We start from the raw sequence: 16,508 nt of genomic DNA on the forward strand, positions 1-16,508 counted from the left end.
GCTCTCTGCGTCGAGGTTTTTAGTGTCCGGCGAGGCGATTGCGCTCAAATTGTGCTGCTAGCCTTACTGGAGCGTTCGGTGCTCCGTACCCATCGTAGCCGTCGCGGCGTTCGATCACCTCGAAAAAGATATTGCCTACGGTGGCGGTGTAGAAGTGCAAGAACACCCCGTGCTCATCCCGGTCATAGAGCAAATTAAGCTCACGCAAGACACTGAGCTCCTGATCGGACAGGGAGTAGCGGGAGGCCAGATCCTCATAGTAATTTTCTGGAACTTGCAAGAATTCCATCCCTGCGCTCACCGCTCGGCGGGCTAAGGCGATAATGTCTTGGGTCTTTACCGCAATATGTTCGGGGTATTCGTGGTTGCGTTCAATGACCGCTTCTAGCCCTTTCGGCACGATATTTAGTGCCAGCCGAACCCGGCCATCACTCGTGCGCAACACCTGAGACCGGACGAGTCCCATGGGGCTCGGTACCTCGGTACCCGCGATCGCCTGAAGGTTCAACGTACTGGTGTAAAAAAGCACCGATTCGTCAAAGGCTTGCCAGGGTTGGGCCAGATTGATGTGATCAATTCCCTGCACTAACCCGGTTTCCGGCTGCTGGGCGCCGGTCCCGAATTCGTTATGCCAGGCACCGGTGCCCTGTGGGCTAGAGAAGAATACCTCCGTGGCGTCCGGTGCTCGGAACCCCCTGAGTTCTTGCTCGTCCCCGGCACGCGTGCGTGGCACCGCAGGAGCCAGCAAGGCCTGGGCACGATCTGCCGCGAGGACGTCATCAGGAACTTGAATACCGAATCCGGAGATTTCGGCGATAACGCCGTTGCTGCGTTGGGTGTTGATGATAATGCGCGCATCCCCGGCAGTCCATAACTGCACCGGCTTGCGGCGGTGTTGTCCTTGGAAGGTGAACCCCAACTGCCAGAGCAGCGTGGCGATCTGTTCCGGATCTTCGGTGCGCACTTCGGCATAGTCGAAACCCAGTGCTGGTTGTGCTGTAGGCAGCGCCACCAGGTTCAGATTGTCCTGCTCTTGAGCAAGTCGCGCCCGGGCGCGGTCCTGCAACCAGGTGAGCGAACGCAGTCCGTCCAGAGCGGTGTGCACCACGTTGGATTGGCGGAAGACATCGTTGAAAATTTCCAGTGACACAATACCGTCATAGCCCGAACGCACCAGATGAACCATGAAGTTCTCTAGGTCGAAACCACCCTCACCAGGGAATACCCGGTAGTGGCGGGACCAGGAGAGCACATCCATGCTCATCACCGGGGCATCGGCCAGTTGTACGAAAAAGATCTTCTCCCCGGGAATTTCGGCAATTCGTACCGGGTCATCACCGCGCGAGAGGATGTGGAAAGAATCTAGGCATAACCCCACGTTCGGGCGGTCTACCATTTGCACGATCCGCCACGAGTGCCAGTAGGTGTTCACATATTTACCCCAGGCCAACGCCTCATAAGCGATGCGCACCGAGTAGCGCTCAGCCAACTGCGCCAAGCGTCGAATCTGCTCGGCAAATACCTCATCGTCATCGATGGTTGCGGTGCCCACATTGGAGCAGAGCAAAATGGTGTCGATCCCCAACCGTTGCATGAGCGCGAACTTGTGTTCAGCCCGGCGCAGGTTCGCTTCCAAGGTTTGCTCATCCACCCCTTCGAAATCGCGGAAGGGCTGGAACAAATCCAGGCTCAAACCGAGCCGATCCGCTAGTGCGCGCACCTCCTCGGGAGATTTGGGGCTGACGATCAGGTCCTGCTCGAAAATTTCGATTCCGTCAAAGCCCGCCTTAGCGCAGGCCAACATCTTGTCTTCGAGGGTTCCGGAGATACAAACCGTGGCAATCGAGGTGCGCATTTAGAGTCCTGCCTCCAGCATTTCCAGTAGGTGCAAACGCATCCGTTCAGCGTCGGACGCTTCGCCGGTGATGATTCCGAAGGCATCCACTGCTTGTCCCACGGCCATCTGGCCGCCGTCCATAACCTGACAGCCGCGTGCCCGTGCAGCCTTGATCAATTCGGTATCCACTGGCCGGTAGACACAATCGGCAACCCAGTGTCGGGTTTCCAGCCCACTGACATCCAACGGCAAGCCCGGGTGGTGGTGCATCCCGATGGGGCTGGCGTTAACCACACCGTCGACTACCGGCAGGAGGGAGCTGACTTGGCTTGGCGTACTGGCGTGGAGAGTGCGATCGGCAAAGTGTTGACGCAAGGCGTCCGCGCGCTCTTCGGCGCGAGTGACTTCCGGATCTACTAAGTAGAGTTCTTGCACCCCGGCTTCTAGCAGGGCGTAGGCCACTGCGGCTCCGGCTCCGCCGGCTCCTAGCTGCAGCACCGTGCCGAGTTTGGCCGTCGGCAACGTGTTGGCCAATCCCCAGCCGAATCCAGAGGCATCAGTGTTGTAGCCGTGGAACTTGCCGTCCTTGATTACCACGGTGTTCACCGCCCCGATGTTGCGGGCGTTCTCACTGATTTCATCGAGGTGTTGGATCACCAATTGTTTGCAGGGGTGGGTGATGTTAAAAGCGTTGAAGCCCAATTGTGCACCGGCGCTAAGCAGCGAGCCCACCTGATCGGCAGGCAGTCCCAGTTCGGTCAGATCGATAGGCCGGTAGAGGTAACGCAGGTTGTGCGCGTCGGCTTCCCGTTCATGCAGCGGCGGGGTCAGCGACGGCATTACCCCATCGCCGATCAAACCCACCAGATAGGACTGTTCCGTGGTGCTCATTGCGTTTCCTTCGCCTCGTACGACATCGATCCTTCATGGGATTGTCACCCGTGTGATTTAGGTCTAGTCTATTTCCTGAACGCTTTACGTACAAGTGTACGCTATACGTACAGAAGTAGAATTCTTGTAGAGCCTCGGCAATTTTTAGGAGTAGCGCTATGTCAGGAACTCAGCCCGCGACGGCAGACCAGCCGCCGGAGACTTCACAGCGAACCCCGGTGAAGGCGGCGCTAGCCAGCTTCATGGGAAGCGCCGTGGAATATTATGACTTTTTCATCTTCGGCTCGGCCGCTGCACTGATTTTCCCGCATGTCTTCTTCCCGGATGCCGATACTAACGCCGCCGTGATGTCACTGGCCACCTTCGGCTTCGCCTATATTGCCCGCCCGGTGGGCGCAGTAATCCTTGGACACTTCGGGGACCGCATCGGACGTCAAAAAGTATTGATGTTCACCCTGATCCTGATGGGTGTCTCGACGTTCGCGATCGGCTGTTTGCCTACCTTCGATCAGGTTGGCTGGCTAGCACCGATCCTCTTGGTCTTCGCTCGACTCTTGCAGGGCCTGTCGGCTGCCGGTGAGCAGGCCGGCGCCTCCTCGCTGAGTTTGGAACACGCCCCGGATAACCGCCGCTCCTTCTTCACTTCCTGGACGCTGACCGGTACGCAGGGCGGTCAGATTCTGGCCGCACTGGTGTTCATTCCCGTCGTAGCCATGCCTGATGAGTTCAAGTTCGGCATCGGCTGGCGCATTCCGTTCTGGCTCTCGGCCGTGGTGGTGCTGGTAACCTTCTTCATCCGTCGCACTCTGCACGAGACCCCAGAATTCGAAGCCGCGAAGAAGAACAACCAGATCGCCAAGCTTCCGCTAGGTGTACTGTTGCGCTTCCACTGGCGCGATGTGCTGCGCGTGGTGCTCTGTGCCTTTATCGCCGCGGTCTCCACCGTGTATGGAACCTTGGCGATCTCCTATGGCAAAACCATTGGTAACCTAGATGAATCGGTCACCCTGTGGCTGGTCGTAGCCGGTAATATTGGCGCGCTGTTCACCCAGCCACTGTTCGGAATGCTCGCCGATAAGATCGGCCGGAAGCCGGTGTACATCTACGGGGCGCTGGCCTCTGCCGCGTTCATGCCTCTCTATTTGCGGTCCATGGAATCAGACAACACTCTGCTTCAGTTTGCACTGTCGCTTCTGGTCTTCTCCTGCGCCTACGCCGCAGCGAACGCTGTCTGGCCAAGTTTCTACGCTGAGATGTTCTCCTCGCAGGTTCGCTTCTCCGGTTTGGCTATCGGCACCCAGCTGGGCTTCCTGCTGGCCGGTTTCGCCCCGTCGATCGTAGCGGCCATCGGTGGTTTGGAACCCGGCGGCTGGGTCCAGATCAGCTTCTTCACCGCGGCTGTCGCAGTGATTGCTAGCCTTGCGGCATTGACCGCCCGTGAAACCTACCGCGTGCCGACCCATCAGTTGGGTCACAAGGTAGAACAGGTAACCTCGGCCTAGCTCTCTAACAAGAAGCTGGAACCCAGATGATGGGTTCCAGCTTCTTGTTGTTTCGTCCTGATCTTTCATGCCGGTGCGCAAAACCATCAGGTCACAGCGCTAGCTGACGGGCTTCCCCGGGCTAAACCACTCGCAAGGCCCTCGTCCCTCAGCGAGCATGAGCTGTCGGCAGAGAATTTTGGAATCTCACGATTTGCCGCTGCCGCCGAATCGATCTCGGCGGCAGCAGTCATACCGAATATTATCCAGTCAAAATTTCGTGACCCTGAGCTTGCATCCCTAGGTACTGTTTAGACGGATCACTGCTCGTTTTCACGGGGTATCCAATGAGCCACCGCACTATGTTGCCAGTACTTCGAACGCAAGGTCATGCACTTAGCGGTGCGCACCTGGTCGAAGAGCTCAGTGATGTACCCCGTGGATGAAACTTCTACGACGCGTTCCAATGCTTGGTCGGGACGGGATAAGTGCACCAACTCCACGAGCTGGGTCGCTTCATCGAGCAGAGCCACGACGACGGCATGATTCTGCAAGCCAACCCGCAACAGTACATCGTCGATCAATTCGGTGGGATGTGCAAGAATAATAGGCACATCCTCGCTCCAACCGTGTGCATGCAGTTGATCGCGTTCATTTCGGCTGCTCAATAGCAGTTGAACCGCCGCGGCGGCCGGCGATTTCACGTTCCGGATAGACAAAACTCTGCTCCTCGTACACTCAATAACCATCAGGGATCCCCATCGGTCACATTGCACACCCTTGGATAGAGCTTGTCTGCGAGGAGCGAAGCCATATGTGCGAGCAAAGCGTTCTTTGAATCTACGCGAATTACCCGCAAATAGCCACCATGCCGCAATATCCCAGCACTGCGCTGTTACCGAAGAACCGCCGCGCCCGGCACCGGCAGAGCGTTCATGAAAACGCTCAGCCAGATGTTCTGGGTCATACTGAAGTTATGGAGCAGCCTCTACCAACCTTCAAAACCCACACCCCGGATACGGTGCAACGTGCCGCCAGTGTGCTGATGCTGCGGGAGTCAACCCAGGGATTAGAGGTTTTTATCCAACATCGGGCGACCACCATGGATTTCGCAGCAGGGGTCGTGGTCTATCCCGGCGGCCGGGTGGATGAACAAGATTCTGCAGCCGCTGGGCAGGTCCCGGATCTGGTAGCCACCGCACATGCCAAACGTTGGGCGCACACATCGGTGGCTGATCTGGGTACCGAACACGCCGCCTTTGCGGCCTCGGTTCTCGCCGCGGCCGCACAACGCGAAGTGTGGGAAGAAACCGGCGCTACATTGTCTTTCCAGCAACTGCAACCCTGGGCAAATTGGGTAACACCCAGCGGAAACCCTAAACGCTTCGATACCTTCTTCTATGTCGCGGGCTTGGAACCGGGGCAGGAACCACAACACCAAACCACCGAAGCCACCACCTCCCAATGGATTACTACCACCGAGCTGTTGCGTGCTAGCGACGCCGGAAGGTTACGACTCATGGCCCCGACCCGCGCCACGCTGCAAGCGGTGCACCGTCTGGGTTCGCTCCCTGCCGTGCTGGGATCCTCCGCGCAGATCCTTCCCGTGCGCCCGGTACGTCCAGCAGTGCACCCCAACCGATAAACGGCTCGGCCGCTACGATTCCACCAGCCCGCGGCCCACGATTAGCTGCATGATCTCGTTAGTTCCTTCCAAGATCTGGTGAACCCGTAAATCCCGCGCGATCTTTTCCAGACCGTATTCACTCAAGTATCCGTAGCCACCGTGAAGCTGTATGGCGTTATTAGCCGCGTTGAACCCGGCATCCGTGGCCACCCGTTTAGCCATGGCGCAGAGCCTGACCGCGTCCGATGTCTTGGCATCCAAAGCTGCGGCGGCGCGTCGCAATAGCGTGCGAGCCGCTTCCAACTCCATATCCATATCGGCCAATTTAAAAACCAATGCTTCTTGGCGGGTCAATGGCCCACCGAAGGCTTCGCGCTCTTTGAGGTAAGTGACCGACTTTTCCAGCGCCAGTTGGCCTCCACCCAAGGAACAGGCCGCAATATTTAACCGACCACCGTTTAGCGCTTTCATCGCAATGGAGAAGCCCTGACCCTCGAGTCCCAGCATATTAGTGGCCGGGATACGCACGTCCTGCATGATGACTTGCCTGGTCGGTTGGGCCTTCCACCCCATCTTTTTTTCGTTGGATCCGAAAGAGAGTCCCGCAGATTTCGCTGGTAGGAGGAATGCGCTGATGCCACTTGCTCCCGTGTCAGCCGTGCGGGCCATCACCACGTAGACCGCCGCGGCTCCCGCCCCAGAGATGAACTGTTTGACTCCGTTGAGCACGTAGTCATCCCCGTCGCGTACTGCTCGGGTGGTCAATGCTGCGGCATCTGAGCCGATGGCAGGTTCGGTCAGGCAGTAGGCACCCAAATGTTGCATGGAGATCATTTCCGGTAACCAGGCTTCGCGCTGGGCTGGCGTGCCGAAGCTGTCGATCATCCAGACCACCATGTTGTGGATGGAAATATACGCGGAAATGGTGGGGCAGGCCTTCGCCAGCTCCTCGAAGATCAGCACCGCATCGCTGCGGGTGAGCCCGGCGCCACCGTAGTCCTCAGCGGCGTACACCCCGCCCAAACCCAGCTCTCCGGCCCGCGCCAGCACATCGATTGGGAAGTGTTGGTTCTGATCCCACTCCAGGGCGTGCGGCGCGATCTGTTCGGTCGCAAAATCACGCACCGTTTCTACTAGTGAGAGTTGGTCCTCAGTCAGCTCGAACATGCTTTACCCCCGGGTCACAAGGGTATGTGTGACTCACACTACATGCATTGGCCTCATAGTTGCCTGGCAATATAGCTCGCAGGATTACTTGCCTCCGCAATGAACCAGCCGGTGGCATCGCTAGGCGTGTTTTACTGAAAAGAGAGCCCGAGGTCGAGCGAGGAGAGTCATGTCGGAACGCAGTAAGTTAGCGCAATGGATCCTGCCGGAGGGGCAAGAGCCGGATCCGCGGTTTACCCTGGCTAATGAGCGTACCTTTCTGGCGTGGATCCGTACCTCGCTCGCCTTTCTCGCCGGCGGCATCGCGCTAGAAGCGTTCACCGCACAGGCCTTCGATTCACCGCTGCGCACCATCTTGGCGGTGCTGGTGATCGGTGTGGGACTCCTGATTGCCGCCGGTGCCGGCTTCCGTTGGATTCGTGTCGAACGCAGCATGCGCGTGGGCAGGCCGTTACCGATTCCGGCCATCGTTCCGTTGCTCGGGCTCGGCGCGGTAGCCGCAGCGATCGCCGCGGTGGCGCTGATTCTATTGAATCGGCTGAATTCGTGAGTCCCCAGATCCCGGTCAGTGATCCCGGCCTGCAACCCGAACGCACCGTGCTGGCTTGGGGCCGCACCCTAGTTTCTTTCCTTGTGGTCTCGGCCGTTTTCTTACGCTGGCTACCGCATTACGGCTGGGGAATTATCGCGCTGATCGCCGTTGCCATGGCGTTGGCTGGCGGTATCTTCTTCTCCCAACGCAGGCGCTATCGCAGGATGGCCTTTGGTTTAGAAGGTGGAAAGATTCACGCCGACGTGGTGGCGGTATTGGTTATGACCGGCTCGATGCTCGCCCTTGGGGTCAGTGGGGTTGTGCTGGTCTTGAGTTTGCACTGATTTCCCCAGCTGAGTTCAGTCAATCGCTAAGAGGATCAATATTTCTGAGGAGACAGCTACCATGATCCGAATTCCGGCAGGATCTTTTCTCCAGGGTTCCACCGCTTTCTACCCCGATGAGGGGCCCGTGCGGGAAACGTTTGTGGAAACTTTCGAGATTGACCTAACCCCGGTCACCAACGCCCAGTTCGGTGAATTTGTGGCCGCCACCGGGTACCGCACCGTTGCCGAGCGCAGCTTGCCGGTGGAGCAGTTCCCGACTTTGGGCGGGGCCGAACGTGCGCCGGGCTCCTTGGTTTTCACCCCCACCACGCATCCGGTGGATCTCAGCGACTGGCGGCAGTGGTGGCGCTGGGTGCCCGGCGCCCAGTGGCGTCACCCCTACGGGGTGGAACATTCAGCGGTGGCCGAGGCGGATCACCCGGTGGTGCAGGTTGCGTATGAAGATGCCCAAGCTTACGCTCAGTGGCGCGGACAACGCCTACCCACCGAGGCCGAGTGGGAATACGCGGCGCGGGGAGGTTTGGTTGGCGCCACCTATGCCTGGGGCGATGAGCCTCAAGACCCCCAAAACCTGCTGGCCAATACCTGGCAAGGCAAATTTCCTTACCTGAACACCGGGGCTAACGGCTGGGTGGGCACCTCCCCAGTGAGGTCTTTCGCCCCGAACGGATACGGTCTCTACGACATGATCGGTAATGTCTGGGAATGGACAAGCACCAGCTACACGCCCAGCGCTACTTCGGGCTGCTCGTGCACCCCAGCAACCCCGGTTCCGGGAGCGGATCTGACGCTCAAAGGCGGTTCACACTTATGCGCCCCGGAATATTGCCTGCGTTACCGTCCCGCGGCCCGCTCGGCCCAGAGCCCAGATTCGGCAACCACCCACATCGGTTTCCGTTGTGTTCGTTCGCTGAGCTAATAGCAAGCCGACGCGGCAACGGTTTGTGTCATATCATTCCGGTTCGTGAAGTCGTGAAAGATACCATCGGTATCAAGACCCATCGTTCCACGTCCCGAAAGGACCAGCATGAAAATCGCAGTGTACGGAGCCACCGGTATGGTCGGCAGCCAGATTGTTGCCGAGGCCCTGACCCGCGGGCATGAGCTCACTGCGGTAACCCGTTCGGGTACCCCGGTAGAAAACACCACGGCCCGCGCCGCAGATATCAGCGATGCGCAGACCTACCGTGACCTGGGCGCCAGCCACGATGCGGTGGTCATCGCCGTGCCGCCATCGCGCACCGGTGGCGAGCATCAGGAATACTTGGATGCTTTTGAGGAGATCACCGAAACGTTGATCCCGGCCCGTCTGCTGGTGATCGGTGGCGCCGGAGCCACCGAGGTCGGCGGCGTGCGGCTGGTTGACACCCCGGGCTTCCCTGAGGAGTACAAGGCCGAAGCAAGTACCTGTGCCGAGGTCTATGACATGTTCACCTCGGTCTCTGGAATCACTTGGACCGTGGCGGCTCCTGCACCGGTCATCGCTCCGGGCCGGCGCACCGGAAGCTACACCTTGGGCACCGATTCCCCGGCCGGCGACTTCGTTTCCGCGCAAGATTTCGCGGTCGCGATTCTGGACGAACTGGAAACACCGGTACATGAAAACCGTCGGATGACCGTGGCCAGCGAAAGATAAACCAGCTTTACTGGGCGGGTCAAGGGAATGTGATCTAACATACCCAACCCGCCCAGTTTGCTTTGAGGTGGCTAAGGTTGAAACAGCAAATAAACATCATTATTTTTCCGCGAGGTTAGCTTTGCAAAGAACTTTTCGTACTCGACGCCTGTTGACCGGCGTGATCGCCCTACCACTGCTCACGGCTTTGCTGGCAGGCTGTTCCACGGCTGATCCCAACGAACAGGCGGAGGAAGCGAGTCCGACCAGCGGTGGCACGTTGATCTACGCCTCGGGTGATGCCGAGCCGACCTGTCTGGACCCGCATGTGGGCGGCAACTACCCACAGGCTCTAGTGGCCTCGCAGTACCTAGAGTCCCTGTTCACCAAAGATGCCAGCGGCCAGATTATTCCGTGGCTGGCCGAGTCCACCGAAGTCTCCGAAGACGGACTGACCCGCACGATCAAGCTGCGCGATTCAATCACCTTCCACGACGGGCAGAAACTGACCGCCGAGGCCATCAAGGCGAATATCGAACATTTGCAGAACCCGGACACCAAGTCCTCTACCGGTTACTTGGCCGTGGGCAAGGTGGGCGAAATTGAGCTGGTTGACGAGCTTACCGCCAAGCTGCACCTTTCGGCCCCGGATAATGCCCTGCTCGAATCCCTGTCCATGCCATGGACCGCGATCCAGTCCCCGCAGGCACTGGAACGTGACCAGACCACTAACTGCGAAGCCCCGGTCGGTACCGGACCGTTCCAGGTTGCCGAATGGAAGCACCAAGAATCGGTGAACCTGACCCGCTATGAGGACTATGTCCTGCCGGTGGCTGATCCGGATCGCACCACGGATGCAGCCTACCTGGATGGGATCACTTGGCGTTTCATCCCCGAAGCCGCCACCCGCTACGCCGCCTTGCAGTCCGGTGAAGTGCATGTCATCGACAACGCGCAACCGGACACCATCGCTTCGGCCGAAGGCACAGGCCTAGGACATTTGGATGCCCCACGCCCCGGGGCCGCAAACCGGATCGAACTAAATAGCTCCAAGGCACCGTTCGATGACCCGGCCGTGCGCGAGGCCTTCATCCGTTCGCTGGATGTCAACGCTGGCATTGATTCGCTGTTCTTCGCCACCGCTCCACGCAGCTACTCGTTGCTCTCCTCAGTGGAGCCACTGGGGATCTCCGACGAGTCCCTCTTTAGCCCTGATTCGGCCAAGGCCGTCCAGCTGTTGGATGCGGCTGGCTGGAGCGAACGCGATAGTGAGGGCTACCGCGTTAAGGATGGGCAGCGACTGTCGCTGAACTTCCCGGTCTCCACCAACCAATCGGTCCCTGCCGAACAGTCCTTGTTCGAGCAGATCCAGGCCTCGGCTAAACTGGCCGGCTTTGAAGTGAAGCTTCAGCTGCTGGATCTATCTAGCTGGTACGGTGCCTTGGCCGCACACGAATACGATCTCGTCTCTGCCCCCTATACCAAGGTTGGTCCGAGCGTTTTGCGGATCCTCTACCATTCCGATTCCACCACCCCGGCACCTTCGGGCTACTTCGCCAATAACGCCCAAGTCACCAACGAACAAGTTGATGAGCTGCTAACCCAAGCCGAGCAAACCAATGACGCCGCCGAGCGTGAAGAACTCTACAAGCAGGCGCAACAGCTAGTACTTGATGGCTACTACGTTCTACCGCTCTATGACCAGCAGAACCACTTCCTCTATGGCAAGGACGTGGCCGGAATGGGTGCTACCACCGCGGTGTCCTCGCCGATCTACCACGACGTGTTCCTCAAGAACTAAGTCCACATGGGTATGCTTCGCTGGGCTGCCGGCCGGCTGGCCGGCGCCACGGTGGTGCTCTGGCTGGTTGCCACAGCCATTTTCATCGGTGTGCGGCTGATCCCCGGCGATCCGGCCGAAGCAATTATGGGCGGACCCGGCTCCCAAGCTTCGCCGGAGGCCTTGGCCGCGGCTCGCGCCGAATACGGGCTGGATGAGCCGGTCTTCGTGCAATACCAGATGTTTCTGGGCAAGCTGATCCGTCTAGATTTCGGCACCTCCTACGCCCTGCGTGACCCGGTGCTGGAGATCATGGGTGAGGTATTACCGCAAACCATCAGCTTGTCCCTGCTGGCACTAATGACCGCCTGGGTTTTCGCGCTCTGCTTCGCCGCGGCTTCCTTGCGTGCTACGCGCTTTGGGGCGCTACTTGGCAACTCAGTTGAAATCATTGCCGCCGCTGTCCCGCACTTCTGGCTCGGCGCGGTGCTGATTATGCTCTTTTCCTCCACCCTGGGTTGGCTGCCCGCAGTGGATAACGGCAGTGCTGCGGGACTTATCCTGCCGGTACTCACCCTCGCGCTGCCCTTAGCAGGTTTCCTCACCCAGCTCATGCGCGATTCGCTGTCTACCGCGATGAGCAGCCAATTTTCCTTGGCAGCCCGAGCCCGCGGGGAAAGCCGGCTACAGGTATTCTGGCGGCACGGGTTACGTCATGCGGCACTGCCGGCACTGAGCATGACCGGTTGGGCGTTTTCCTCGCTGCTCTCCGGTGCGGTAGTAGTCGAAGCTGTATTCGCCCGCCCCGGGTTAGGCCGGGCATTACTTTCGGCGGTGCTCTCCCGAGATATACCGATGGTCACCGGTATCGCGTTATTCGCCGCGGCCATTTACATGGCGGTGATGGCCCTGACCGAGGGCATCGAGAAAGTCATTCACCCCGCAGGAGCGCGATCATGAGTCGCTTAGCAAAAATCCTCAGCCTCTTGTTCATCAGTTTCTGGCTACTCGTCGCACTTTTCCCCACGCTCCTGGCCCCCGGCGATCCGCTAGCTATCGATCCGGCCGCGGCCTTCCAATCCCCGAACTGGGCGCACCCGATGGGCACCGATGAATCCGGGCGCGATGTCATGACCCGGGTCATCCACGGAGCGCGGGATTCCTTGTTCATCGGGGTGGCAGCCACCGGGCTAGGAATGGGAATTGCCATCGTTTTCGGAACCATCAGTGGCTTGGCTCCGCGCTGGTTAGATGAGATCATTTTGCGGATTCTTGAAGCACTTTACGCGATCCCTTCATTGCTGATGGCGCTATTGATCATCGCCTTCACCGGCCCCGGGGTGGGACCGGCCATTGTGGCGGTGGGGCTTTCCACCGCCCCGGGCTATGCCCGCTTAGTGCGCAGTCAGATCCGCACGCTGAAGGACTCCGAAATGATCCAAGCCGCTACCGTGCTGGGCCGCGGCACCTTGCTGCGCACCGGAAATCACCTGATCCCCAACGCCCTGCGTCCACTGTTGGCCTTGCTCACTTTAGGGGTAGGGCAGGCGGTGATCTGGGCTTCGGCGCTATCCTTCCTCGGCTTGGGCACTCCCCCGCCGGCCCCCGAATGGGGTGCCATGTTGGCTGCCGGACGTACCTACCTGCATCTGGCGTGGTGGCTGAGTCTCTTCCCCGGGCTGGCGATAGTGCTCGTTGCGGCCGGGACCACCATGATCGGCCGCGCCTTGGGCGGAAAGGTGAATCCTGTATGAGCGCGTTGATTAGCGTGCAGGATCTGTCGATCCGCTTCGACGCCGCTCCGGTGGTGGACCAGATCAGCTTCCAGCTCCATGCCGGGGAATGTTTGGCACTGGTCGGTGAATCCGGATCCGGCAAATCGGTGACCGCACGCAGCTTGCTGGGGCTCAGCGGCGGCATGGTCAGCGCCAGCGAATTGCGGGTGTTGGGCAGCGATGGAACTACCCTCACCGATCCGCAGTGGCGTGCCATTCGCGGTTCACAAGTAGCCATGGTGCTCCAAGACGCCTTGATGGCACTGGACCCGCTACGTCCGGTGGGCCGGGAAATCTCCGATGCGCTCAGGCAGATCTCCTCTCGTACCGAACGTAACCGCCGCGCGGTGGCCATGTTGGGTGAGGTGGGGATGGACGATCCGGCACGCCGGGCCACACAACGCAGCCCCGAATTGTCCGGCGGAATGCGCCAGCGCGCCCTGATTGCCCAAGCCCTGATCAACGACCCACAGGTGGTGATCGCCGATGAAGCCACCACCGCACTTGACGCTCAGCTCACCGCCTTGGTGCTGGAACAGCTCCAACAGATTAAAGATTCCGGCCGCGCGGTGCTGATGATCAGTCATGATCTGGCCCAAGTGGCTCAGCTAGCGGACCGGATCGCGGTGATGCGCGCCGGAAAAATTGTGGAAACCGGGCCCACCGCGCAGCTACTGAATGACCCGCACCATGAGTACACTCGCACCCTGCTGCGCGCCATCCCCTCCGGGGTGCCGCGATTTACCCCGCTCTCCACTACTGAGCGCACCAAAAAGCAGCAGCCGGTAGCCATCGAAGCCAGCCAACCCCCGGCACTGCGGGCAGAGAATTTAGCTAAGTCCTTCGCCGGCCACCAAGCAGTAGAGGCGGTCAGCTTTGAACTGCCTCGAGGCCAAACCCTGGGAATTGTGGGTGAGTCCGGCTCCGGGAAAACCACCACCGCACGGTTGGTGCTGGGGTTGGAACGCCCGGATACCGGGAGTGTGAGCCTGCTGGGAGAACACTTCGCTCCACGACGCGAATCCTCCCGCCGAAAGTTGCGCCGCGGATTAGGCGCGATCTATCAGAACCCACTGGGCTCTTTCGACCCGCGCTACACGGTCGGTGGGCTGCTTGCCGATGCGCTGAGTTCCGGACGCACCCGGCGGGTCGCTGGCTACCGGGAGCAGGTGAACGGCCTACTGGAACAGGTTGAGCTGGATCCCGGGCTCACCGGGCGCTACCCGAACCAGCTCTCCGGTGGGCAACGCCAACGCTTAGCCATCGCCCGCGCATTGGCTCCCCAACCGGCGGTACTGGTACTGGATGAGCCGGTGTCCGCATTGGATGTGTCTATCCAAGCCACCGTGCTGGATCTGCTGGATAAGATCCAACTGGAGACCGGGACCAGCTACCTATTTATCAGCCATGATTTGTCCGTGATTGAGCATATGAGCGATTCCGTCGCGGTGATGTACCGCGGCAAAATTATTGAGACTGGACCCACCGCTGAGGTTTTCGCTCACCCCACGGCTCAATACACGCAGCGCCTGCTCAGCGCAGTCCCCCGATTGAAGTAATACGTCTGGAATACAGCTATTTCATCGCCCTTGATCTATAGGATCGGGCTAAGGTCCAAAACCGCGAGGGAAATGAGGAACCATGCCCCGGTTGTATCCGCCCGAACCCGATTTTGGGGATCATCAGTCGGCCGAACGCGATGTGTGGGACCGGCTGCGCAAGGCGCTACCTGATGAGGTGGTGCTGCTGCATTCGGTGCCGGTGCGCCACGGTTCGGCGGAGCATGAGATCGACCTGCTGGTGGCTTGGCCGGGAGTCGGTTTAGCGGCTATTGAAGTCAAGGGTGGGCAAGTCTCGCTTACCGGGGGCCAGTGGTACCAGTCCGATAGGAAGGGCAAACATCCGATCCAAAATCCGATGGCGCAGGTTCAGGGTGCCGCGCACGCGCTGAAACAGTGGCTAGATCAGCACTCTGGCACCCGACTCAGTAGTCGTTTCGCCCATATCGTTTGTTTCCCCTACACCCATATTCCCAATGACTGGGTAACTGCGGGTATCCCCCGGGAACTGGTGCTGGATGCCGATGACCTGATAGCTCCGGCCAGTGCGATTCGGCAGGCCATCGAAGCTCAGGGTGGTGCCTTCACCGGGCTCAACCCGGATTTTATGGAACGACTGATTACTCGAATCACCGGGACTCTGGACGCTACTTCGGATCAGAAGCTCAACTCACGGGAGCTGGAGGCCGTCCAGGATCACCTCACCGTCCGGCAGGCCACCTTGTTGTCGTCCACCCGTTCGCTGCAACGAGTGCGATTCTTGGGTGGCGCCGGTAGCGGTAAAACTTGGTTGGCGGTGGCCAAAGCCAAGGAATTGTGTGCGCAGGGGCAACGCGTCGGGCTTTTTTGCTATAACAAGGGTCTGGGGCAATACCTGAGCAGACAAGTTGAGCAGTGGCGGCAGAATAAACCCGTGCATACCGGCGAATTCCACGCCTACGCAACGTCGTTGGGCGTGGCTGACGGGTTAGGTCAGGACTACTTCGATCAGCGGATGCCGCAACTCTTGATCGAGCAGGCCGCGACCTTGCCGCTCGATCAGAAACTCGATGCGGTAATCGTCGATGAGGCTCAAGATTTTGCGCCGCTATGGTGGGAAGCTATGCTGGCCTGTATGAAGGACCCCGCGTCCGGGCAGATCTACGCTTTCATGGACAGCCGGCAAGATGTGTACCGTCGTTGGGACGGGGAACCACTGGGCGGTTCCTTCGGCCAGAGCCTGGACTTGGTGCCGATCCACGTCGATGAAAACTTACGCAACACCCGCAAAATTGCGGCCACTTTTCGTTCGATGTTGGGCGAACATTTCGCCCCGCGCGGCGGGGATGGGTTGCCGGTCCGGGTAGTGCAGTGCGATACGGCCGATGCCATCGATGTGGCTTCAGACTGTGTCGATGCGCTGATCACCGAGGGCTGGGCGAATAACCAGATCGCGTTGCTCACCACCAAGAGCCGCCATCCGATTCACCAAGATCACTACGATGCCAGGACGATCGACAGCGACTACTGGCAAGGGTTCCATGCCGATCAAGAGGAGTTCTACGGCCATGTTCTTGGCTTCAAGGGACTGGAACGCTCGGTAGTGATCCTCTGTGTGAACGGGTTTAAGGATATGGCTCGCGCCGCAGAAACACTCTACGTGGGACTCTCTCGGGCGCGTAGCCTGCTCGTGGTGGTCGGTGACCAACAGCTCATTACCCAAGCCTGTGGCACCGAACTGCACGGCGCCTTGCACGGGGCAACGACTTGGGCACCGGATCTTGCTGCCGCGCCACCGGGTCTTGGCCACGGTGCCTTAAAGTTCAGTCAGTAGCTGGGCTCTTGCCGCCAGAGGATCCTTCTAGCTGACGCTGCTGATGGTGTAAGTATTCTCAGGAACATGATGTTGTGGGCCGCG

Annotated in this window: 15 protein-coding genes; 11 read left to right on the forward strand and 4 right to left on the reverse strand. The window is 59.5% G+C overall.

From position 1 onward, the window contains the following. Window positions 1-19: 19 nt before the first annotated feature. Window positions 20-1,855, reverse strand: coding sequence for a bifunctional sugar phosphate isomerase/epimerase/4-hydroxyphenylpyruvate dioxygenase family protein (locus tag ACQQZ8_RS13585; RefSeq protein WP_431710335.1), 1,836 nt, complete (start codon window positions 1,853-1,855; stop codon window positions 20-22). Continuing rightward, complete coding sequence (locus ACQQZ8_RS13590; RefSeq protein WP_431710336.1) at window positions 1,856-2,728, reverse strand: shikimate dehydrogenase; 873 nt, start codon at window positions 2,726-2,728, stop codon at window positions 1,856-1,858. It abuts the gene before it with no gap. 158 nt (window positions 2,729-2,886) lie between these two features. Here ACQQZ8_RS13590 and ACQQZ8_RS13595 point away from each other — a divergent pair, with 158 nt between their 5' ends. Beyond that, window positions 2,887-4,230, forward strand: coding sequence for an MFS transporter (locus ACQQZ8_RS13595; RefSeq protein WP_431710337.1), 1,344 nt, complete (start codon window positions 2,887-2,889; stop codon window positions 4,228-4,230). A 299-nt stretch (window positions 4,231-4,529) separates the two neighbouring features. Here ACQQZ8_RS13595 and ACQQZ8_RS13600 read toward each other — a convergent pair whose 3' ends face one another. Next, window positions 4,530-4,928: a hypothetical protein gene (locus ACQQZ8_RS13600; RefSeq protein WP_431710338.1), complete on the reverse strand. Its 399-nt coding sequence runs from the start codon at window positions 4,926-4,928 to the stop codon at window positions 4,530-4,532. 257 nt (window positions 4,929-5,185) lie between these two features. On the opposite strand from ACQQZ8_RS13600, the gene ACQQZ8_RS13605 reads away from it, so the two are divergent. Beyond that, the gene (locus tag ACQQZ8_RS13605) at window positions 5,186-5,854 is read left to right on the forward strand and encodes an NUDIX hydrolase (protein ID WP_431710339.1); all 669 of its coding nucleotides are present in this window, start codon (window positions 5,186-5,188) and stop codon (window positions 5,852-5,854) included. Window positions 5,855-5,866: 12 nt separating this feature from the next. On the opposite strand, the gene ACQQZ8_RS13610 is transcribed toward ACQQZ8_RS13605, so the two are convergent. Then, window positions 5,867-7,003: an acyl-CoA dehydrogenase family protein gene (locus ACQQZ8_RS13610; RefSeq protein ID WP_431710340.1), complete on the reverse strand. Its 1,137-nt coding sequence runs from the start codon at window positions 7,001-7,003 to the stop codon at window positions 5,867-5,869. A gap of 169 nt (window positions 7,004-7,172) precedes the next feature. On the opposite strand from ACQQZ8_RS13610, the gene ACQQZ8_RS13615 reads away from it, so the two are divergent. From ACQQZ8_RS13615 to ACQQZ8_RS13655, 9 genes are all read left to right on the forward strand, one after another. Continuing rightward, window positions 7,173-7,553 carry a YidH family protein gene (locus ACQQZ8_RS13615; RefSeq protein ID WP_431710341.1) on the forward strand — a complete coding sequence of 127 codons (381 nt, stop codon included), beginning with the start codon at window positions 7,173-7,175 and terminating at the stop codon, window positions 7,551-7,553. After that, complete coding sequence (locus ACQQZ8_RS13620) at window positions 7,550-7,879, forward strand: DUF202 domain-containing protein (RefSeq protein ID WP_431710342.1); 330 nt, start codon at window positions 7,550-7,552, stop codon at window positions 7,877-7,879. The genes ACQQZ8_RS13615 and ACQQZ8_RS13620 overlap by 4 nt, the downstream gene beginning before the upstream one ends. Window positions 7,880-7,940: 61 nt before the next feature. Next, window positions 7,941-8,801: a formylglycine-generating enzyme family protein gene (locus tag ACQQZ8_RS13625; protein WP_431710343.1), complete on the forward strand. Its 861-nt coding sequence runs from the start codon at window positions 7,941-7,943 to the stop codon at window positions 8,799-8,801. A gap of 108 nt (window positions 8,802-8,909) precedes the next feature. Further along, a complete protein-coding gene (locus tag ACQQZ8_RS13630) occupies window positions 8,910-9,518 on the forward strand; it encodes an NAD(P)-dependent oxidoreductase (protein ID WP_431710344.1) in 609 nt (202 codons plus the stop codon). Between the two features lie 121 nt (window positions 9,519-9,639). Then, entirely contained in the window at window positions 9,640-11,298 is a 1,659-nt protein-coding gene (locus tag ACQQZ8_RS13635) for an ABC transporter substrate-binding protein (protein ID WP_431710345.1), read from the forward strand. A 6-nt stretch (window positions 11,299-11,304) separates the two neighbouring features. Then, complete coding sequence (locus ACQQZ8_RS13640; protein WP_431710346.1) at window positions 11,305-12,237, forward strand: ABC transporter permease; 933 nt, start codon at window positions 11,305-11,307, stop codon at window positions 12,235-12,237. Beyond that, a complete protein-coding gene (locus ACQQZ8_RS13645) occupies window positions 12,234-13,031 on the forward strand; it encodes an ABC transporter permease (protein WP_431710347.1) in 798 nt (265 codons plus the stop codon). The genes ACQQZ8_RS13640 and ACQQZ8_RS13645 overlap by 4 nt, the downstream gene beginning before the upstream one ends. After that, a complete protein-coding gene (locus tag ACQQZ8_RS13650) occupies window positions 13,028-14,611 on the forward strand; it encodes a dipeptide ABC transporter ATP-binding protein (protein ID WP_431710348.1) in 1,584 nt (527 codons plus the stop codon). The genes ACQQZ8_RS13645 and ACQQZ8_RS13650 overlap by 4 nt, the downstream gene beginning before the upstream one ends. 82 nt (window positions 14,612-14,693) lie before the next feature. Beyond that, window positions 14,694-16,424: an NERD domain-containing protein gene (locus ACQQZ8_RS13655; protein WP_431710349.1), complete on the forward strand. Its 1,731-nt coding sequence runs from the start codon at window positions 14,694-14,696 to the stop codon at window positions 16,422-16,424. Window positions 16,425-16,508: the final 84 nt, after the last annotated feature.

Origin of the sequence: Glutamicibacter uratoxydans (assembly GCF_050753455.1) — a bacterium.
Taxonomy (GTDB): Bacteria; Actinomycetota; Actinomycetes; order Actinomycetales; family Micrococcaceae; genus Glutamicibacter; species Glutamicibacter uratoxydans_A.

Excerpts from the sequence above, each read along its gene's own strand:
- ACQQZ8_RS13585 (WP_431710335.1), bottom strand. The coding sequence starts at position 1,855 with ATGCGCACCTCGATTGCCACGGTTTGTATCTCCGGAACCCTCGAAGAC.
- ACQQZ8_RS13590 (WP_431710336.1), bottom strand. The coding sequence starts at position 2,728 with ATGAGCACCACGGAACAGTCCTATCTGGTGGGTTTGATCGGCGATGGG.
- ACQQZ8_RS13595 (WP_431710337.1), top strand. The coding sequence starts at position 2,887 with ATGTCAGGAACTCAGCCCGCGACGGCAGACCAGCCGCCGGAGACTTCA.
- ACQQZ8_RS13605 (WP_431710339.1), top strand. The coding sequence starts at position 5,186 with ATGGAGCAGCCTCTACCAACCTTCAAAACCCACACCCCGGATACGGTG.
- ACQQZ8_RS13610 (WP_431710340.1), bottom strand. The coding sequence starts at position 7,003 with ATGTTCGAGCTGACTGAGGACCAACTCTCACTAGTAGAAACGGTGCGT.
- ACQQZ8_RS13615 (WP_431710341.1), top strand. The coding sequence starts at position 7,173 with ATGTCGGAACGCAGTAAGTTAGCGCAATGGATCCTGCCGGAGGGGCAA.
- ACQQZ8_RS13625 (WP_431710343.1), top strand. The coding sequence starts at position 7,941 with ATGATCCGAATTCCGGCAGGATCTTTTCTCCAGGGTTCCACCGCTTTC.
- ACQQZ8_RS13630 (WP_431710344.1), top strand. The coding sequence starts at position 8,910 with ATGAAAATCGCAGTGTACGGAGCCACCGGTATGGTCGGCAGCCAGATT.
- ACQQZ8_RS13640 (WP_431710346.1), top strand. The coding sequence starts at position 11,305 with ATGGGTATGCTTCGCTGGGCTGCCGGCCGGCTGGCCGGCGCCACGGTG.
- ACQQZ8_RS13645 (WP_431710347.1), top strand. The coding sequence starts at position 12,234 with ATGAGTCGCTTAGCAAAAATCCTCAGCCTCTTGTTCATCAGTTTCTGG.
- ACQQZ8_RS13650 (WP_431710348.1), top strand. The coding sequence starts at position 13,028 with ATGAGCGCGTTGATTAGCGTGCAGGATCTGTCGATCCGCTTCGACGCC.
- ACQQZ8_RS13655 (WP_431710349.1), top strand. The coding sequence starts at position 14,694 with ATGCCCCGGTTGTATCCGCCCGAACCCGATTTTGGGGATCATCAGTCG.